A 20,321-nucleotide genomic window follows, 5' to 3' on the forward strand; every position below is an offset into this window, starting at 1 on the left:
GACGACGTCGGCGACGAGGGCATGCGGGTCCGCCCGCCCAAGGACTGGGCCGGCGGGCTGCCCGCCGTGGCGCACGCGATGGAGACGGCCTACCGCCAGATGGGGGTGGGCCGCACCGCGCTGACCTTGCTGCAGGTCAACCAGAAACGCGGCTTCGACTGCCCTGGCTGCGCCTGGCCCGAGGGCGAGCACCGCAGCCCCGCCGAGTTCTGCGAGAACGGCGCCAAGGCGGTCGCCGAGGAGGCCACCACGCGAAGGGTCGGGCGGGAGTTCTTCGCCGCCCACCCGGTGGGCGAGCTGGCCGTTCGCAGCGATCACTGGCTCGGCCAGCAGGGCAGGCTCACCGAGCCGATGCACAAGCCCGCCGGCTCCGACCACTACGTGCCGATCGGGTGGGACGCCGCCTTCGAGATCATCGCCAGGGAGCTGCGCGCCCTCGACGGTCCCGACGAGGCGGTGTTCTACACCTCGGGACGCACGTCCAACGAGGCCGCCTTCGCCTACCAGCTGCTCGTGCGCCGCTTCGGCACCAACAACCTGCCTGACTGCTCCAACATGTGCCACGAGTCGAGCGGCTCCGCGCTCAACGAGACGCTCGGCATCGGCAAGGGCACGGTGTCGCTGGAGGACCTGCACAGGGCCGAGCTCATCTTCGTGGTGGGTCAGAACCCCGGTACCAATCACCCCCGCATGCTGACGGCGCTGGAGCGCGCCAAGCGCGGAGGGGCGCGGATCGTCGCGGTCAACCCGCTGCCCGAGGCCGGCCTGCTGCGGTTCAAGAACCCGCAGAAGCCCTCAGGCCTCGGCAAGGGCACCTCGCTGGCCGACCGCTTCCTGCAGATCCGCCTGAACGGGGACATGGCGCTGTTCCAGGCCCTGTCCCTGCTGCTGCTCGACTCCGCGGACGAGGAGTTCATCGAGCGGCACACGCACGGGTTCGAGGAGTGGGAGCGGCACCTGCGCGGGCTCGACTGGGACCAGGTGCTGGAGGCCACGGGTCTGACCATGGCCGAGCTGGAGGCGACGGCCGAGGACGTGCGCGCGGCCGGGTCGGTCGTCGTGTGCTGGGCGATGGGGCTGACCCAGCACCGCAACTCCGTCGCCACGATCAGGGAGGTCGTCAACTTCCTGCTGCTGCGCGGCAACGTCGGCAGGAGCGGGGCGGGCGTCTGTCCCGTGCGCGGCCACTCCAACGTCCAGGGCGACAGGACCATGGGCATCTACGAGAAGCCCGCGCGGGCCTTCCTCGACGCGCTGGGCAAGGAGTTCGGCTTCTCCCCGCCCACCCGTCACGGCCTCGACACCGTGGAGGCGATCCGCGCCATGCGCGACGGGGCGGCCAACGTGTTCGTCGGGATGGGCGGCAACTTCGTCAGGGCCACTCCCGACAGCGACGTCACCGAGGCGGCGCTGCGCAGTACCAGGCTGACCGTGCAGGTCTCCACCAAGCTGAACCGCTCACACGCGGTGTGCGGCAGGGAGGCGCTCATCCTGCCCACCCTGGGCCGCACCGAGCGCGACCCGGCAGGGTACGTGACCGTCGAGGACTCGATGGGCCTGGTCCACGCCTCCCACGGCAGGCTCAGGCCGGCCTCGGCCGACCTTCTCTCCGAGGTGGCCATCGTCTGCCGGCTGGCGGGCGCGCTGTTCGGCGAGGACCCGCACGTGCCGTGGGCGGACTTCGAGCACGACTACGGCGCGATCAGGGACCGCGTGTCGCGGGTGATCCCCGGCTTCGAGGACTTCAACGCCCGCGCGCTCGCCGGTTTCGCCTTGCCCAACGCGCCCAGGGACGAGCGCAGGTTCCCCACCGCGACGGGGAAGGCGAACTTCACCGTCAACGAGCTGGAGGTGCTGCGGGTCCCGCAGGGAAGACTGCTGCTGCAGACGGTCAGGAGCCACGACCAGTACAACACCACGATCTACGGGCTCGACGACCGCTACAGGGGGGTCAAGGCGGGCCGCAGGGTCGTCTTCGTCCATCCCGACGACCTGGCCGAGCGCGACCTCGCCGACGGCGACCTGGTGGACCTGATCAGCGAGTGGCCGGACGGCGAGCGCAAGGCCGACGGGTTCAGGGTGATCGCCTACCCGACGGCCCGCGGCTGCTGTGCGGCCTACTTCCCCGAGACCAACGTCCTGGTGCCGCTGGACTCGGTGGCCGAGACGTCCAACACCCCCACCTCCAAGAGCGTGGTGGTACGGCTGGCGAAGGCTAGCCCGCGTAGCCGAGGCGGCGGCTGATCTCGTCGGCGCCGTTCATCAGCACCGGGGCCAGCTCGTGCATGCGTTCGGCGCTGAAGCGGTAGGCGGGGCCCGACGCGCTGACGGCCGCGACCACCTCTCCGTGATAGGAGCGGATGGGCGCGGCCATGGCGTTGAGCCCCTCCTCCAGCTCCTCCAGGCAGAAGGCGTAGCCGACCGCGCGCGTCTGGGTCAGCTGCTGCTCCAGCACCTCGACCCCGGTGATCGTCCTGGGCGTGAAGCTCTGCAGCTCGCCGTCGGCCAGGAGCCTGCCCCGCTGCCTGTCGTCCAGGTAGGCCAGCAGGACCTTTCCGCTGGAGGTGGCGTGGAGCGGGGTGACCTGGCCGACCCAGTTGTAGGCGGTGACCGCCGAGGGCCCCCGTACCTGGTCGAGGTTGACCGCGTAGGAGGAGCGGAGCACGGCGATGTTGACCGTCTCGCCGATCTCCTGCGCCAGCCGCTGACAGACGGCCCGCCCGCGCTGGGTGATGTCCATCTGGGTGCTGACGCCGCCGGCCAGCCTGATGATGCCGAAGCCGAGGCGGTACTTGCCCCTGTCCTCGGCCTGCTCGACGAGGCCGCGTGCCTCCAGGGCGCCGAGCAGCCTGAAGGCGGTCGACTTGTGGACGTCGATCTCGGCGGCCACCTCGCTGACGCCGGCCTCTCCTCGGCGCGAGAGGATCTCCAGCACGCTGATCGCCCGATCGACCGACTGCACGCCCCCGCTGCTCGAGTCGTTGCTCATAGCGAAACTGTAAGTGCTGAATGGAACCGCGTCGAACACAAGACCAAAAGATCTCCTGTTGCGACTAGTGCAACACAATGCGTATAGCGCTACGATTCGGTGAAACGCGCGAGCGAGACGAGGCAACATGACGTCACAGCAGTACGACTTCGTCATCGTCGGAGGCGGCTCGGCGGGCAGTGCCCTGGCCAACCGGCTTTCCGCGGACCCCGCCACGCGGGTGCTGGTCCTCGAGGCCGGCCGGTCCGATTATCCGTGGGACGTCTTCATCCACATGCCGGCCGCGCTGCCCTTCCCGATCGGCAACCGCTTCTACGACTGGAAGTACGAGTCGGAGCCCGAGCCGCACATGAACGGCAGGCGCATCTATCACGCGCGCGGGAAGGTGCTCGGCGGCTCCAGCAGCATCAACGGCATGATCTTCCAGCGCGGCAACCCCCTCGACTACGAGAGGTGGGGCGCCGATCCCGGGATGAAGACGTGGGACTACGCCCACTGCCTGCCGTACTTCAAGCGGATGGAGAACTGCCTGGCCGACCCTGGCACGGCCTTCCGCGGCCATGACGGGCCGCTGGCGCTGGAGAGGGGGGCGGCGAGCACACCGCTCTACAAGGCCTTCTTCGAGGCCGTGCAGGAGGCGGGCTACCCCCTCACCGACGACGTCAACGGCTACCGCCAGGAGGGCTTCGCCCGCTTCGACCGCAACATCAGGCGCGGCCGCAGGCTCAGCGCTGCCCGCGCCTACCTGCACCCGGTCATGAAGCGCCCGAACCTCACGGTGAGGACGCGGACGCTGGTGACACGGATCCTCTTCGAGGGCAGGCGTGCCGTCGGCGTGGAGTTCGACGGCGGCACCGTCCGCGCGGGCGAGGTCATCCTGTGCGGAGGAGCCATCAACTCGCCGCAGCTCCTGCAGCTGTCCGGAGTCGGGAACGCGCGGGAACTGGGCGCCCTCGGCGTCGACGTGGTGCACGACCTTCCTGGCGTGGGGGAGAACCTCCAGGACCACCTGGAGGTCTACATCCAGCACGGCTGCAGCCAGCCCGTCTCCATGCAGCCGAACCTGCAGAAGTGGCGCCATCCCTGGATCGGCGCCCAGTGGCTGTTCCTGCGCAAGGGGCCGGGCGCGACCAACCACTTCGAGGCCGGCGGCTTCGTCCGCAGCAACGACGACGTCGACTACCCCAACCTGATGTTCCACTTCCTGCCCATCGCCGTGCGCTACGACGGTTCGGCGCCCTCAGGAGGGCACGGATACCAGGTGCACGTCGGCCCCATGTACTCCGACGCCCGCGGCTCCATCAAGATCAAGAGCACCGATCCGCGGCAGCATCCGGCCCTGCGCTTCAACTACCTGTCCACCGAACAGGACAGGAGGGAATGGGTGGAGGCCGTCAGGGTGGCCCGCGACATCCTGGGTCAGCCCGCGCTCGGCGCGTACAGCACGGGCGAGATCTCGCCCGGCCCTTCCGTGGAGACCGACGAGGAGATCCTCGACTGGGTGGCGAAGGACGGTGAGACGGCCCTGCACCCCTCCTGCACCGCGAGGATGGGCGTGGACGACATGTCGGTCACCGACCCGGAGACCATGCGGGTGCACGGCGTGGACGGGCTGCGGGTGGTGGACGCCTCGGTCATGCCGTACGTCACCAACGGCAACATCTACGCGCCGGTCATGATGCTGGCGGAGAAGGCGGCCGACCTGATCCTCGGCAACACGCCGCTGCCGCCCGAGACGACGGAGTTCTACCGCCACCGTTCGTGACGGCGGGCGTCCCGCCGGCGCCTGGGCGCGCCGGCGGGACGACGAGAGACGGGACGACAAGAAGAAGGACGCAAAGAAGGCGGTGGGGGACGCAGCACCCCCACCGCCTCATCCTTGGGCGTCGCTCAGCGGAAGACGACCGTCCTGTCCCCGTTGAGCAGCACGCGGTGCTCGCTGTGCCACTTGACGGCCCTGGCGAGCACCTGGGCCTCGACATCCCTGCCCGCCGCGACCAGGTCCTCGGGGTCGAGCTCGTGGTCCACCCTCGCCACGTCCTGCTCGATGATGGGGCCCTCGTCGAGGTCGGCCGTGACGTAGTGCGCGGTCGCGCCGATCAGCTTCACCCCGCGCTCGTGAGCCTGGTGGTACGGCTTCGCGCCCTTGAACCCCGGCAGGAACGAGTGGTGGATGTTGATGGCACGGCCTTCCAGCCGCTTGCACATGTCGTCCGACAGGATCTGCATGTAGCGGGCCAGCACCACCAGGTCCGCCTCGTACTCCGCCACCAGGTCGAGAACCTTGGCCTCGGCCTCGGCCTTCCCGTCCGCGGTGACGGGGACGTGGTGGAAGGGCACGCCGTAGGAGGCCGCGAGAGGCTCCAGGTCGGGATGGTTGGAGACGATCGCGGGGACGTCGATGTTGAGGCCGCCCACCTGTCTGCGGAAGAGCAGGTCGTTCATGCAGTGGCCGAACTTCGACACCATGACGAGCGCCCGCGTGGGCGTCGAGGCGTCGTTGAGCTGCCAGGTCATCTGGAAGGACTCGGCGACGTAGGCGAAGCCCTCACGCAGTTCCTCCAGCCCGTCCTGGGCGGCGAAGTGGACCCGCATGAAGAACCCGCCGCCGAGCCTGTCGTTGAACTGCTTGCTCTGCAACATGTCACCGCGGTGCTGCACGAGAAAGCTGCTCACCGCGTACACGATGCCTGGCTTGTCCGAGCAGGAAACGGTGAGGATGAACTCGCGGCCGGGGCCTGGACGAGGAGACATCACACCTCCTTGTGTTGCGTATTACGCAAAATGGTGATGTATACGCAACAGCGTGGACGTGCGCAGGCCTGCCCGTCAAGAGGGATGACGATGGGTAAACGGAATCACAACGTATGGATTCGCCCAGTGATTCCCTCAAAGCCTTGACGAACGGAGGGTAGCGGGTCAATTCTGTTCCTCACTGAGCATTGCCTTGCGCCATACGCAACGATCAGGGGTGTGCCGATGACCGATCTCTATATCGGCGGCACGTGGACCAAGCCGGTCGCCGGCGGGCAGCGGAGTATCCTTTCGCCCGCCGACGGCAGCCTCGTGACCACGGTCGCAGAAGCAACAGCGGCCGACACCGTGGCCGCCATCAGGGCCGCGCGCCATGCCTTCGACAGCGGCCCGTGGCCCTTCACTCCCGCCAGGGAGCGGGGCGCCCTGCTGTCCGCGGTCGCCGACCTCGTGGAGCGCGACCGTGACGCCTTCGCCCGCGCCGAGTCAGGCGACACGGGCAAGCGCCTGGTCGAGAGCGAGTACGACGTCGACGACTCCGTCGCCTGCCTGCGCTACTTCGCCGGCGTGGCCGGCACCGACGCGGGACGGGTCATCGACACCGGCCGCGACGACGCGATCAGCAGGGTCGTCTACGAGCCCGTCGGCGTCTGCGGCCTGATCACGCCGTGGAACTACCCGCTGCTGCAGACCACCTGGAAGGTGGCGCCCGCGCTCGCCGCGGGCAACACCTTCGTGCTGAAGCCAAGCGAGCTCACGCCGAGCACGGCGATCCTGCTCGTCCGGGCGCTGGAGGAGGCGGGCCTGCCCGAGGGTGTGGCCAACCTCGTGCTCGGCGCGGGCCCCGAGGCGGGCGCGCCGCTCGCCGAGCATCCCGACGTCGACCTGGTGTCGTTCACCGGCGGCCTGGCCACCGGGCGGCGGATCATGGCGGCGGCCTCGGCCACGGTCAAGCGCGTCGCGCTCGAACTCGGCGGCAAGAACCCCAACATCGTCTTCGCCGACGCGGACTTCGAGACCGCGGTCGACTTCGCGCTCACCGCCGTGTTCCTGCACTCCGGGCAGGTCTGCTCGGCGGGCGCGCGGCTGCTGGTCGAGGACTCCCTGCACGACGCCTTCGTCGACGAGGTGGTCAGGAGGGCGGAGCGCATCCGCCTCGGCGGCCCCTTCGACGCCGAGGCACAGGCGGGGCCGCTCATCTCCGCGGCCCACCTGGCGAAGGTGGAGGAGTACGTGGCCGCCGGCCTCGCCGAGGGCGCGACACTCCGCTGCGGCGGACGCAGGCTGGACGGCGAGGGCTTCTTCTTCCCGCCCACGGTGCTCGACGACTGCAAGCAGGGCATGCGCGTGGTGCGGGAGGAATCCTTCGGCCCCGTGCTGACCGTCGAGCGCTTCACCACCGAGGAGGAGGCGATCCTCCTCGCCAACGACACCGAGTACGGCCTGGCCGGCGCGGTCTGGACCCAGGACGCCGGCAAGGCGCAACGGGTCGCGGGACGGCTCCGCCACGGCACGGTGTGGATCAACGACTATCACCCCTACGTGCCGCAGGCCGAATGGGGTGGCTTCAAGCAGTCAGGCATCGGCCGCGAACTCGGGCCGACCGGACTCGACGAGTACCGCGAGATCAAGCATGTGTGGCAGAACACCCGCCCGCGCCCCCAGCGGTGGTTCCCAGCGAACTGACGCTCCGACGACCAAGAGGTGGTCATGACCGTGTCGTCACTGACCGAACGTAGTCAGCTCCACACCGAAGCCCCGCCCATCCTCGATGTCAGAGGGCTGTGGAAGGTGTTCGGTCCCAAGGCCGACGGAGTCGTCGGTTCCACGCTCAGCCGCAAGGAACTCAAGGAGCAGACCGGCTGCGTCGCCGCCGTGCGCGACGTCTCCTTCGAGGTGCGGCGGGGCGAGGTGTTCGTCGTCATGGGCCTGTCGGGCTCGGGCAAGTCCACCCTCGTGCGCTGCCTGACCAGGCTCATCGAGCCCACGGCTGGCGAGGTCGTGCTGGACGGCGAGGACATCCGCAAGGCGGACGCTCGCCGACTGCGCGAGCTGCGCAGGCACCGCATGGCCATGGTCTTCCAGCACTTCGGCCTGCTGCCGCACCGGTGCGTCCTGGACAACGTGGCCTTCGGCCTGGAGATCCGCGGCGTGCCCAAGCAGGACCGCTACGCCCGCGCCCGCGAGGTCGTGGGACTGGTCGGCCTCAACGGCTTCGAGAACTCGTACCCCGACCAGTTGTCCGGTGGCATGCAGCAGCGCGTCGGACTGGCCCGCGCGCTGGCCGCCGACCCCGAGGTGCTGCTGTTCGACGAGCCGTTCTCCGCGCTCGACCCGCTGATCAGGCGGGAGATGCAGAACGAGGTCATCCGCCTGCACCACGAGGTCGGCAAGACGATGATCTTCATCACCCACGACCTCAGCGAGGCGCTGAAGCTCGGCGACCGGATCCTCATCATGCGCGACGGCGAGCTCGTCCAGGTCGGCACCCCCGACCAGGTGGTGGGCGCCCCTGCCGACGACTACGTCAGGGACTTCGTCAGCGACGTCCCTCGCTCGCACGTCCTCACGTTGCGCTGGATCATGCGCCAGCCCCTCATGGACGAGTCGCTCGACGGTCCCGTGCTCGGCCCCGACGTCGTCATCCGCGACGCGGTGCACGCCGTGCTCTCGGCCGACCGCCCCGTGCGCGTCGTCGAAGGGGACAACCTGCTCGGGGTGGTCACCAGCGCGGAGATCCTCGAAGTGATCGCGGGAGGGGAGGAGCGGTGACCTCCGTCGCGGTGGTGGCCGCCAGGCTGCCGGCACGCCGATACCTGCTTCTCGCGGTGCTGGCCGTATGGGTGCTGGGCTGGGCGCTGTTCCACGGCCGGGACACGCTCGAGCTCGGCGGCGCCGAGCTGACGCCCCTGCACACCTCGCTCAACGAGGGCATGGACGCCATCGACGACAGCCGCAACAGCAACCCGTTCTTCCTGTACTTCATCAACTACGTCAGGCTCTTCCTCGACGAGTCGGTGACGTTCGTCCAGGCGCTCATCAGCCAGCCCTCCTTCGGGCGTCCCCTTCCCGTGCTCGGCTGGCTGGGCGTCGTCGGGCTGGCCACGGCCATCGCCTGGCTGTGGGGCAACGGCAGGGTGGCGCTGCTCACCGCCGCGGGCTTCCTCTCCTTCGGCCTGCTGGGGCTGTGGCAGGAGAGCATGGACACGCTCGCGCTCACGCTGACCGCGGTGGCGCTCTCGCTGGCCGTCGGCATCCCGCTCGGGGTGTGGGCGGGGCTGAGCGACCGGTTCAACCGGGTGGTCACGCCGGTGCTCGACTTCATGCAGACGATGCCGACGTTCGTCTACCTGGCGCCGCTGACGCTCTTCTTCCTCATCGGCCCCGCCAGCGCCACGGTCGCCACGATGATCTACGCGATCCCGCCGGCGATCCGCATCACCTCCCACGGCATCAGGCAGGTCTCGCCCGACACGCTGGAGGCGGGCGCCTCGCTGGGCGCCACGGGCGCGCAGGCGCTCCGCCACGTGCGGCTGCCGATGGCGAAGCAGACGATCATCGTCGGCGTCAACCAGACCATCATGGCGGCGCTGTCCATGGCGACCATCGCGGCCCTCATCGACGCGCCGGGCCTGGGCAAGACGGTGCTGAAGGCGCTGCAGACGCTCGACGTCGGCACCGCGTTCAACGCGGGCCTGGCCATCGTCATCATGGCCGTCGTGCTGGACCGGGTCACCTCGGCGGCCAGCAGGAGGGTGGAGGCGGAGCGGCGCGCCGGCAGGCTGCGCACCCCGGGCCGCCGCAGGCTGGAGCTGGCCGGCACGTTCGGCGTCGTGGCCGTGCTCGGCTACCTGTCCTACACCTACGTCTGGGCCGCGGAGTTCCCCATCCAGGCCGAGTTCGGCTCCTACGTGCGTCAGGCCGCCGACGCGGCCAGCGTGTGGGTGCAGGACAACCTCGCCGTCTACACCGACGCGCTCAAGAACGTGCTCACCAACACGCTGCTCAACCCCTTCGAGGCGCTGTTGACGCAGACGCCGTGGTGGCTCGTGCTGGCCGTCGCGGTCGCCGTCGCGCTGCTGGTGGGCAGCGTGCGCGCGGCGCTCGTGACCGCCGTCGGGCTGGCCGTGCTCGTGCTGCTCGGCCTCTGGCAGGACAGCATGGTGACGCTCGCCTCGACGCTCGTCGCGACGATCCTCGTCATGGTGCTCGGCGTGGTCCTGGGCGTGTGGATGGGCCGCAGCGACAGGGTCGACACGGTGCTCAGGCCCGTGCTCGACGCCGGCCAGACCATGCCCGCCTTCGTCTATCTGGTGCCGATCCTCGGCCTGTTCGGCCCGACGCGGTTCACCGCCATCATCGCGGCCGTCGTCTTCGCCGCGCCCATCGCGATCAAGCTGGTCGCGGAGGGCATCAGAAGAGTCTCGCCCACCACCGTGGAGGCCGCCATCTCGGCCGGCACGGGCACGTGGCAGCTCATCTCCAAGGTCCAGCTCCCGATGGCGCGCAGCGGCGTGACGCTGGCGGCCAGCCAGGGGCTCATCTACGTGCTGTCGATGGTGGTCGTCGGCGGCCTGGTGGGAGCGGGGGCCCTCGGCTACGACGTGGTCGCGGGCTTCTCCCAGCACCAGCTCCGCGGCAAGGGGCTGGCGGCGGGGCTCGCGATCGTCGTGCTCGGCATCGTGCTCGACCGCATCATGCGCGCCGCCACACAGCGGGCCGACATGGCCGCGCACGGCGGTGTCACCCACAAGTAACGGAAAACCGGCTCATGAGAACTCAGGAGGACCAGGTGGCTGTGATGAGGAGTGGAAGGGTCAGGGCGATCGCGCTCGTGACCGGCACCGGTCTCCTGCTCACCGCGTGCGGCGGGGCAAAGGTCGGAGAGACGCAGCAGCCCGCCGCCGGCGGCGAGGGCAAGAGCTGTGGCACGTTCAACCTGGCGGTCAACCCGTGGGTCGGCTACGAGGCCAACGCCGCGGTCATCGCGCACGTGGCGGAGAAGAACCTCGGCTGCAAGGTGGTGAAGAAGGACCTCAAGGAGGAGGTGGCGTGGCAGGGCTTCGCCACCGGCGAGGTCGACGCGATCGTGGAGAACTGGGCCCACGACGACCTGAAGAAGAAGTACATCGAGGACCAGAAGGTCGCCGTGTCCGCGGGGCCGACGGGCAACAAGGGTGTCATCGGCTGGTACGTGGCGCCGTGGATGGCTCAGAAGTATCCCGACATCACCGACTGGAACAACCTCAACAAGTACGCCCCGCTGTTCAAGACCTCAGAGTCGGAGGGCAAGGGGCAGCTCCTGGACGGCGACCCCTCGTTCGTCACCAACGACGCGGCCCTGGTGAAGAACCTCAAGCTCGACTACAAGGTCGTCTATGCGGGCAGCGAGACCGCGCTCATCACCGCCTTCCGCCAGTCGGAGAAGCAGCAGAAGCCCATCATCGGCTACTTCTACGAGCCGCAGTGGTTCCTGTCGGAGATCAAGCTGGTCAAGGTCAACCTGCCCCCCTACAAGGAGGGGTGTGACGCGGACGCGGCCAAGGTGGCGTGCGACTATCCGCCGTACGAGCTGGACAAGATCGTGAGCAAGAAGTTCGCCGACTCCGGCAGCCCGGCCTACACGCTGGTCAAGAACTTCACCTGGACGAACGACGACCAGAACCTCGTGGCGAAGTACATCTCCGAGGACAAGATGTCGGCCGAGGACGCGGCCGCCAAGTGGGTGGCCGACAACCCCGACAAGGTCAAGGCCTGGATTCCCCAGAGCTGACGGTCTCACCAGCCCGATCGCCTGACCCCGCGATCGGGCTGGTGTCGTGCGGTCATTGGAACGTTCTAAGTCACCGCAAAGCCGTACGGAATAAGACAGAACACCTATTGACACCCGGAAAGCGGCGAGCGACGCTTGTTGCGGTAAACGCGTTTGGTTGCATATGTCGCAACAACGGAGGTGGGTATGACGGGCCCGAGCGTCGTCATCATCGGGGCGGGCGTGGTCGGCGCGGCCCTCGCCGACGAGTTGTCCGCCCGCGGCTGGACCCAGGTCACCGTGGTCGATCAGGGAGACGTGCCCGCCACCGGCGGCTCCTCCTCCCACGCCCCCGGCCTGGTGTTCCAGACAAACGGGTCGAAGACCATGACCGAAATGGCCCGCTACACGGCCGAGAAGTTCGTCGCCCTCGACAGCTTCCTCCAGGTGGGCGGGCTCGAAGTGGCCACCACCCCCGAACGGCTGGCCGAGCTGCACCGCAGGCACGGCTGGGCGGTCGCGTGGGGGATCGAGGCGCACCTGCTGTCTCCCGAGGAGTGCGTGGCCAAGCACTCGCTCCTCGACCTGTCCAAGGTCCTCGGCGGCCTGTTCCTCCCCGCCGACGGCCTCGCCAAGGCGGTCAAGGCGGTCGACGCCCAGCTCACCAGGGCGCGCGAGCGCGGGGTGCGGGTGCTGCCCAGGCACGAGGTCCTCGACATCACCACCGAGGGCGGCAGGGTCACCTCCGTCGTGACCGACCAGGGCGAGATCCCCGCCGACATCGTGGTCTGCTGCGCCGGCATCTGGGGGCCGAAGGTCGCCCGCATGGTCGGCATGAACCTCCCCCTGACGCCGGTGGCCCACCAGCTCGCGTGGACGGGTCAGGTGCCGGACCTGGCGGGGCAGACCGAGGAGGCCACCAGGCCGATCCTGCGGCACCAGGACGCCGACCTCTACTACCGCGAGCGCTTCGACACGCTGGGCATCGGCTACTACGGCCACCGGCCGATGCCGATCGGCGCCGACGACATCCTGTCGGTCGACGAAGCCGAGGTGATGCCCTCGGTGCTCACCTTCACCCCCGACGACTTCGCCGACGCCTGGTCCGCGACCCAGGACCTGCTGCCCTCCACCCAGTCGGCCAAGGTCGAGGAGGGCATCAACGGACTGTTCTCCTTCACCACCGACCACCTGCCGCTGATGGGCGAGTCGCCGGAGGTCAAGGGCTTCTGGGTGGCCGAGGCCGTCTGGGTCACCCACTCGGCGGGCGTCGGCCTGGCGATGGCCGAGTGGCTGGTCGACGGCCACTGCTCCTCCTTCGACCTGCACGAGTGCGACGTCAACAGGTTCGAGCCGCACCAGCTCGCGCCCGACTACGTGCGGGCCAGGGGCTGCCAGAACTACGTCGAGGTCTACGACATCATCCACCCCCTGCAGCCTATGCAGGAGCCGCGCCCGCTGCGCACCAGCCCCTTCCACCCGCGCCAGCAGGAGCTCGGCGCGGTCTTCCTCGAGGCCTCGGGGTGGGAGCGGCCGCAGTGGTACGGCGGCAACGCCGGACTCCTCAAGGGCAGGGACATCCCCACCCCCGGAGACTGGGCCGCGCAGTACTGGTCCCCGATCGTCGGCGCCGAGGCCCAGGCCACCCGCGAGTCCGTCGCCATGTACGACATGACCGCGCTGAAGCGCCTGGAGGTCAGCGGCCCTGGAGCCGTCCGCTTCCTGCAGTCGCTGACCACGGGAGACATCGACAAGTCGGTCGGCTCGGTGACCTACTGCCTCCTGCTCGACACCGACGGCGGCATCCGCAGCGACGTCACCGTCGCCCGCCTCGGCGCCGAGGAGTTCCAGGTCGGCGCGAACGGCAACCTCGACCTCGACTGGTTCGACCGGCACCGCCCCCGCGACGGCTCCGTGTACGTCCGCGACATCACCGCGGGCACCTGCTGCGTCGGCGTCTGGGGGCCACGGGCCCGCGACCTGGTCCAGCCGCTGACCACCACCGACCTGACGGCACTGCGCTACTTCCGCGGCACCCGCGCCTTCATCGGCAACGTGCCCGTCACGATGCTGCGCCTGTCCTACGTCGGCGAGCTCGGCTGGGAGATCTACACCACCAGCGACATGGGGCTCAAGCTCTGGGACACGCTGTGGGAGGCCGGCCAGGACCACGGCGTCATCGCCGGCGGCAGAGGCGCCTTCACCAGCCTGCGACTGGAGAAGGGGTACCGCTCGTTCGGCACCGACATGACCTACGAGCACGACCCCTACGAGGCGGGCCTCGGCTTCGCCGTGAAGCTGGACAAGGGCGACTTCGTCGGCCGCGAGGCGCTGCTGGCCCGCAAGGAGTCGGTGAAGCGCAGGCTCACCTGCCTGCTCACCGACGAGGTGGTCATGGGCAAGGAGCCGGTCTACGACGGCGAACGCGTCGTCGGCTACGTCACCAGCGCCGCCTATGGTTACACGATCGGCAAGGGGATCGCCTACGCGTGGCTGCCTGCCTCGCTGGCGACCCCAGGACAGACGGTGGACATCGGCTACTTCGACCGCAGGGTCGGGGCCGTGGTCGCCGAGGAGCCCCTGTTCGACCCGGCGATGCAGCGCCTGCGCGGTTAGAAAGGACCCCAGATGATCGACACCCCGCTGGACGTGGTGGACCCCGAGGTGCACGCCGCCATCGGCGCCGAGCTCGCGCGTCAGCGCTCGACGCTGGAGATGATCGCCTCGGAGAACTTCGCGCCCGCCGCCGTCATGGCCGCCCAGGGCTCGGTCCTTACCAACAAGTACGCCGAGGGCTACCCGGGCAGGCGCTACTACGGCGGCTGCGAACACGTCGACGTGATCGAGCAGCTCGCCATCGACAGGGTGAAGGCGCTGTTCGGCGCCGAGGCGGCCAACGTGCAGCCGCACTCGGGCGCCCAGGCCAACGCCGCCGTGATGGCCGCCCTGCTCGAACCCGGCGACACCATCCTCGGCCTCGACCTGGCCCACGGCGGTCACCTCACGCACGGCATGCGCATCAACTTCTCGGGACGCCTGTACAAGGTGGCCGCCTACCACGTGCGCGAGAGCGACCACCTGGTGGACATGGAGGAGGTGGAGCGCCTGGCCCGCGAGCACCGGCCCAGGCTCATCATCGCGGGCTGGTCGGCCTACCCCCGTCAGCTGGACTTCGGGGCCTTCCGCCGGATCGCCGACGAGGTGGGCGCCTACCTCATGGTCGACATGGCGCACTTCGCCGGCCTGGTCGCCGCAGGCCTGCACCCCTCTCCCGTGCCGCACGCCCACGTCGTCACCACCACGACGCACAAGACGCTGGGCGGCCCCAGGGGCGGGGTGATCCTGTCCACCGAGGAACACAGCAAGAAGATCAATTCGGCGGTCTTCCCCGGACAGCAGGGCGGTCCGCTGGAGCACGTCATCGCGGCCAAGGCCGTCGCCTTCAAGATCGCCTCCGAGGAGGCGTTCCGTGACAGGCAGCGGCGCACGCTCGAAGGCTCGCGCATCCTCGCCGAGCGCCTGCTGGCCCCCGACGCCGTCGCGGCCGGCGTGCGGGTGCTGACCGGCGGCACCGACGTCCACCTCGTCCTGGTCGACCTGCGCGACTCGGAGCTGGACGGCAAGCAGGCCGAGGACAGGCTGCACGAGGTCGGCATCACGGTGAACCGCAACGCCGTGCCGTTCGACCCGAGGCCCCCGATGGTCACCTCGGGGCTGCGCATCGGCACCCCCGCCCTCGCGACCCGCGGCTTCGGCGCCGGCGACTTCACCGAGGTGGCCGACATCATCGCCGCGGCGCTGGCGCCGCAGGCGGACCTGTCCTTCCTGCGGGGCAGGGTCGAGGCCCTGGCCGGCAAGCACCCCCTCTACGGAGAGGCCCGATGAGCCCGCGCACGCCAGGCGCCGACCTGCCCGAACACCCCGACCGGCTGTGGAGCGCCGCCGACCCGAAGCCGTCCTACGACGTCGTGATCGTCGGAGGCGGAGGGCACGGCCTGGCCACCGCGTACTACCTGGCCAAGAACCACGGCATCACCAACGTGGCGGTGCTGGAGCGCGGCTGGCTGGCCGGCGGCAACATGGCGCGCAACACCACCATCATCAGGTCCAACTACCTGTGGGACGAGAGCGCGGGGATCTACGAGCACGCGCTCAAACTGTGGGAGGGGCTGGAGGAGGAGCTCGACTACCCGCTGCTGTTCAGCCAGCGCGGCGTCCTCAACCTCGCCCACAGCCTGCAGGACGTCCGCGACAGCGTACGGCGGGTGCACGCCAACAACCTCAACGGCGTCGACGCCGAATGGCTCGACCCCCAGCAGGTGAAGGAGGTCTGCCCGATCGTCAACATCTCGCCCGACGTGCGCTATCCGGTGCTGGGCGCCACCTTCCAGCCCAGGGCCGGCATCGCCAAGCACGACCACGTCGCGTGGGGCCTGGCCAGGGCGGCCTCGGCGCTCGGCGTCGACTTCATCGAGCACTGCGAGGTCACCGGGCTGCAGGTGAGCGGCGGCAGGGTGACCGGCGTGGAGACCACGCGGGGGACGATCGCCGCGGGCAAGGTCGCGCTCTGCGCGGCGGGGCACACCTCGGTCGTGGCCGCCACCGCGGGCATCGACCTGCCGATCCAGAGCCATCCCCTGCAGGCGCTGGTGTCCGAGCTGCTGGAGCCGGTGCACCCGACGGTCGTCATGTCCAACGCCGTGCACGTGTACGTCAGCCAGGCGCACAAGGGCGAGCTGGTCATGGGCGCGGGCATCGACGCGGCCAACTCCTACCGCCAGCGCGGCGCCTTCCACATCATCGAACGGCAGATGGCCGCGGCCCTCGAGCTGTTCCCCGTCTTCGCCAGGGCGCACGTCCTGCGGACCTGGGGAGGGGTGGTCGACGTCTCGCCCGACGCCTCGCCGATCGTCGGGCTGACCCCCGTCGACGGCCTGTACCTCAACTGCGGGTGGGGCACCGGAGGCTTCAAGGCCACTCCCGGCGTGGGCTGGTGCATGGCCCACACGGTGGCCAACGACGAGCCGCACCCGCTCAACGCCCCCTTCTCCCTTGACCGATTCACCACCGGGGCGCTCGTCGACGAGCACGGCGCCGCCGCGGTCGCGCACTGAGGACCACACGATGCTGCTGATCCCATGCCCATGGTGCGGCCCACGCGATGAGGCCGAGTTCCATTACGGCGGGCAGGCGCACGTCGCCTACCCGGACAACCCGTCGGCGCTGTCCGACGAGGAGTGGGCCCGCTACCTGTTCTTCAGGGACAACCCCAAGGGTCGCTTCGCCGAGCGCTGGAGCCACTCGGCGGGCTGCCGCCGCTGGTTCAACGCCGTGCGCGACACCATGACCAACGAGATCCACACCGTCTACCGGGTGGGTGAGGTGGCCTCATGAGGCGCGAGAACGGCGGGCGGATCGACCGCGACACCACGCTGCGTTTCACCTTCGACGGCCGCGAGTACACCGGCCACCCCGGCGACACGCTCGCCTCGGCGCTGCTGGCCAACGGCGTGCGCCAGGTCGCGACGAGCGTCAAGCTCGGCCGCCCGCGCGGCGTCGTCTCCGCGGGCGGCGAGGAGCCGAGCGCGGTCGTGCAGATCGAGGCGCCCTTCCCCGAGCCGATGCTGCCCGCCACCACCGTCGAGCTGTACGACGGTCTGGTGGCCGCGAGCCTGCCAGGACAGGGCAGGCTCGCCACCGAGCCGGACCCCGCCCGGTACGACGCCGTCCACGCGCACTGCGACGTCCTGGTCGTCGGGGCGGGCCCTGCGGGCCTGGCCGCGGCGCGGGCGGCGTCGAGCACCGGCGCGCGGGTGATCGTCGCCGACGAGCGTCCCGAACCGGGCGGCAGCCTGCTCGGCACCCTCGAATCGGTGACCGAGCCCGAGGCGGACGACGTGCTGGGCTCGCAGGAGGTGCGCCCCGGCGCCGGGTGGGCAGGCGCGACGGCGGACCTGCTCGACGGGCTTTCCGAGGTCAGGGTCCTGCGCAGGACCACCGCGATCGGCTACTACGACGACAACTACGTCGTCGCCGTCGAGCGGCGCACCAACCATCTGGGCGCCTCCGCTCCCGCTGACGTCGCCCGCGAACGCGTCTGGCGGATCCGCGCCAAGCGCGTCGTGCTGGCCACCGGCGCCCACGAGCGGTCCATCGCCTTCGCGGGCAACGACCTGCCGGGCGTGATGCTGGCCGGATCGGCCCGCGCGTACGTGAACAGGTTCGGCGTGCTCCCCGGCCGCCGCGCCGTGGTCTTCACCGCCAACGACGGCGCCTACGCCGCCGCCTTCGACCTGGCGGACGCGGGCGTCGAGATCGCCGCCATCGTCGACGTCAGGCCCTCGCCCGGAGCGGCATGGGCGGCGGGGGCGCGCGAGCGCGGCATCGAGGTGCTGGCCGGCCACGTGGTGACCGCGGCCCAGGGCGACGGCCAGGTCTCCGCCGTGCTGGTCGGACGGCACCGGCCCGAGGCCGACGCCGCGGTGGGAGAACGGGAACTCGCCGCCGACCTGCTGCTCGTGTCCGGCGGCTGGAACCCGGTCGTGCACCTGTTCAGCCAGTCGGGCGGGACGCTCCGCTACGACGACGCGCTCGGCACGATCGTGCCGAGCGAGCCGCGCCAGGCCGTCGAGGCGGCGGGCGCGGCCAAGGGCGTCTTCACGCTGACCGGCTGCCTGGCCGACGGCGCCGCCGCCGGCTACCGCGCGCTGGAGGCGGTGCTCGGCAGGGCGGTGGAGCGGGCGGCCGCGCCGCGGGCCACGGCGGAGACGCCGACGTCCGCGGGGCCGGCGTTCTGGCTGGTGCCGGCCTCCGACTACACCTCCCACTTCGTCGACCTCCAGCGGGACGTGACCGCGGCCGACGTGCTGAGGGCGACGGGGGCGGGACTGCGTTCCGTCGAGCACATCAAGCGCTACACGACAGCGGGCACCGCCCACGACCAGGGCAAGACGTCGGGGCTGCTCACCACGGCGGTCGTGGCCCACGCGCTCGGCGCCTCCGTGGGCGAGCTGGGCAGCACCACCTTCCGCGCGCCGTACGCGCCGGTGAGCTTCGCCGCCCTCGCAGGCAGGGACCGCGGGACTCTGCACGACCCGGTCAGGGTGACCGCGCTGCACGAGTGGCACGTCGCCAACGGCGCGCTGTTCGAGAACGTCGGGCAGTGGAAGCGCCCGTGGTACTATCCCCGCGAGGGCGAGGACCTGGAGGCCGCCGTCCTGCGCGAGTGCGCCGCCGCCCGCGAAGGCGTCGCGGCCATGGACGCCTCGACACTCGGCAAGATCGACGTGATCGGCCCCGACGCGGGCGAGTTCCTCGACCGGCTCTACACCAACCTGATGAGCTCGCTGGCGGTCGGCGCCGTCCGCTACGGCGTGATGTGCAAGCCCGACGGCATGGTCTTCGACGACGGCACCGTCATCAGGCTGGCCGAGGAGCACTTCCTGGTCACCACGACGACCGGCAACGCGGCGGCCGTGCTCGACTGGATGGAGGAGTGGCTGCAGACGGAGTGGCCCTCGCTGCGGGTGCATTTCACCTCGGTCACCGAGCAGTGGGCCACGGTCGCGCTGGTCGGGCCGAGGTCGCGCGAGGTGCTCGCGGGGCTCGCCCCCGAGCTCGCCGTGGGTGTCGAGGACTTCCCCTTCATGACCTGGAGGGAGGCCGAGGTCGCCGGCATCCCCGCGCGGGTGTGCAGGATCAGCTTCTCCGGCGAACTGGCCTACGAGATCAACGTGACCTCGTGGGACGGCCTGCGCCTGTGGACCGCGATCATGGACACCGGGCTCGTCACGCCGTACGGGACCGAGACCATGCACGTGCTGCGCGCCGAGAAGGGCTACCCGATCGTCGGCCAGGACACCGACGGCACGGTCACCCCGCAGGACCTGGGCATGTCGTGGGTGGTGTCCAAGAAGAAGCCCGACTTCGTCGGCAAGCGCTCCTTCGCGCGGGCCGACACCTCGAGAACGGATCGCAAGCAGCTCGTCGGCCTGCTGCCGGACGATCCGGGCTTCCTGCTCCCCGAGGGCGCGCACCTGGTCGCGCAGGCCGAACTGCCCGCGCCGCCCGTCCCCATGCTCGGTCACGTGACCTCCAGCTACCGCAGCGCCGCCCTCGGCCGCACGTTCGCGCTGGCGCTGGTCCGCGGCGGGCACGGCCGTACCGGCGAGCGTCTCTACGCACCGATCGGCGGGCGGCTCGTGCCCGTCACCGTCACCTCGCACGTCCTGTACGACCCGGAAGGAGCGCGCCGCGATGGCTGAACGCAGGAGTCCCGCTGCCGCCTTCGCCGGCCGGTTCGAGGCCGCCTCGGCGAGCGGGGCGCTCAAGCTGGCGGAGATCCCGTTTCTCGCCCACGTCAACGTGCGCGTCGACCCGGCGAGCCAGGCCGCGGAGGAGGTGGGTGCCGCCCTCGGCGTCCCGCTTCCCACCGAGCCCTGCACCGCCGCGCGCGCCGGTGACCTGACCGTGGCCTGGCTCGGCCCCGACGAGTGGCTGGTGATCGGCCCCGAGGGGTTCAGGTCCGAGCTGCTGCGCAAGGCCGTGGACGGCGGCCAGGGCTCGGTGGTCGACGTGTCGGCCCAGCGCACCACGCTGCTGGTCGCCGGGCCGAAGGCACGCGACCTGCTGTCCCACGGATGCGCGATCGACCTGCACCCGAGCGTCTTCGGCCCGGGCGGCTGCGCGCAGACCACGCTGGCCAGGACGCAGGTCGTGCTGCTCCCGCGGGAGGACGGCTACCTCGTGCTCGTCCGCTCCTCCTTCGCGGCCTACCTGTCCGAATGGCTGCTCGACGCCGCGACGGAGTACCTGCGATGAGCATCG

At 70.3% G+C, this 20,321-nt stretch carries 14 protein-coding genes; 12 read left to right on the plus strand and 2 right to left on the minus strand.

Translation table 11 applies throughout. The features are described 5' to 3' along the window. Positions 1-21: 21 nt before the first annotated feature. On the plus strand, positions 22-2,244 hold the full coding sequence (locus tag AC3EO4_RS51775) for an FdhF/YdeP family oxidoreductase (RefSeq protein WP_379581979.1): 2,223 nt from the start codon (positions 22-24) through the stop codon (positions 2,242-2,244). Here AC3EO4_RS51775 and AC3EO4_RS51780 read toward each other — a convergent pair. Continuing rightward, entirely contained in the window at positions 2,216-2,989 is a 774-nt protein-coding gene (locus AC3EO4_RS51780; RefSeq protein ID WP_431903553.1) for an IclR family transcriptional regulator, read from the minus strand. The genes AC3EO4_RS51775 and AC3EO4_RS51780 overlap by 29 nt on opposite strands. Positions 2,990-3,116: 127 nt before the next feature. Here AC3EO4_RS51780 and betA point away from each other — a divergent pair, with 127 nt between their 5' ends. Beyond that, a complete protein-coding gene (gene betA / locus AC3EO4_RS51785; protein ID WP_379581673.1) occupies positions 3,117-4,754 on the plus strand; it encodes a choline dehydrogenase in 1,638 nt (545 codons plus the stop codon). A 125-nt stretch (positions 4,755-4,879) separates the two neighbouring features. Here the strand turns inward: betA and purU are convergent, their stop codons facing one another. Then, positions 4,880-5,743 carry a formyltetrahydrofolate deformylase gene (gene purU / locus AC3EO4_RS51790; protein ID WP_379581671.1) on the minus strand — a complete coding sequence of 288 codons (864 nt, stop codon included), beginning with the start codon at positions 5,741-5,743 and terminating at the stop codon, positions 4,880-4,882. A 225-nt stretch (positions 5,744-5,968) separates the two neighbouring features. Between purU and AC3EO4_RS51795 the strand changes: the two genes are divergently transcribed. The 10 genes from AC3EO4_RS51795 to AC3EO4_RS51840 all read left to right on the plus strand — a co-directional run bounded on the left by AC3EO4_RS51795 (position 5,969) and on the right by AC3EO4_RS51840 (position 20,315). Further along, positions 5,969-7,429 (plus strand): aldehyde dehydrogenase family protein, encoded by a 1,461-nt coding sequence (locus AC3EO4_RS51795; RefSeq protein ID WP_379581669.1) that lies wholly within the window; start codon positions 5,969-5,971, stop codon positions 7,427-7,429. A gap of 24 nt (positions 7,430-7,453) precedes the next feature. Further along, on the plus strand, positions 7,454-8,515 hold the full coding sequence (locus AC3EO4_RS51800; RefSeq protein ID WP_379581667.1) for a quaternary amine ABC transporter ATP-binding protein: 1,062 nt from the start codon (positions 7,454-7,456) through the stop codon (positions 8,513-8,515). Beyond that, complete coding sequence (locus tag AC3EO4_RS51805) at positions 8,512-10,500, plus strand: ABC transporter permease subunit (protein ID WP_379581665.1); 1,989 nt, start codon at positions 8,512-8,514, stop codon at positions 10,498-10,500. Before AC3EO4_RS51800 ends, AC3EO4_RS51805 begins: the two co-directional genes overlap by 4 nt. A gap of 44 nt (positions 10,501-10,544) precedes the next feature. Beyond that, positions 10,545-11,516 (plus strand): ABC transporter substrate-binding protein, encoded by a 972-nt coding sequence (locus AC3EO4_RS51810; RefSeq protein WP_379581663.1) that lies wholly within the window; start codon positions 10,545-10,547, stop codon positions 11,514-11,516. Between the two features lie 186 nt (positions 11,517-11,702). Then, entirely contained in the window at positions 11,703-14,111 is a 2,409-nt protein-coding gene (locus AC3EO4_RS51815) for a GcvT family protein (protein ID WP_431903559.1), read from the plus strand. A 12-nt stretch (positions 14,112-14,123) separates the two neighbouring features. Beyond that, a complete protein-coding gene (gene glyA, locus AC3EO4_RS51820) occupies positions 14,124-15,380 on the plus strand; it encodes a serine hydroxymethyltransferase (RefSeq protein WP_431903562.1) in 1,257 nt (418 codons plus the stop codon). Next, positions 15,377-16,609 (plus strand): sarcosine oxidase subunit beta family protein, encoded by a 1,233-nt coding sequence (locus AC3EO4_RS51825; RefSeq protein ID WP_379581657.1) that lies wholly within the window; start codon positions 15,377-15,379, stop codon positions 16,607-16,609. The genes glyA and AC3EO4_RS51825 overlap by 4 nt, the downstream gene beginning before the upstream one ends. 10 nt (positions 16,610-16,619) lie before the next feature. Further along, positions 16,620-16,889, plus strand: coding sequence for a sarcosine oxidase subunit delta (locus AC3EO4_RS51830; RefSeq protein ID WP_379581655.1), 270 nt, complete (start codon positions 16,620-16,622; stop codon positions 16,887-16,889). Further along, on the plus strand, positions 16,886-19,759 hold the full coding sequence (locus AC3EO4_RS51835) for a 2Fe-2S iron-sulfur cluster-binding protein (protein WP_431903565.1): 2,874 nt from the start codon (positions 16,886-16,888) through the stop codon (positions 19,757-19,759). The genes AC3EO4_RS51830 and AC3EO4_RS51835 overlap by 4 nt, the downstream gene beginning before the upstream one ends. Next, positions 19,752-20,315: a sarcosine oxidase subunit gamma gene (locus AC3EO4_RS51840; RefSeq protein ID WP_431903568.1), complete on the plus strand. Its 564-nt coding sequence runs from the start codon at positions 19,752-19,754 to the stop codon at positions 20,313-20,315. Before AC3EO4_RS51835 ends, AC3EO4_RS51840 begins: the two co-directional genes overlap by 8 nt. Positions 20,316-20,321: the final 6 nt, after the last annotated feature.

It is taken from the genome of Nonomuraea sp. bgisy101, assembly GCF_057708945.1.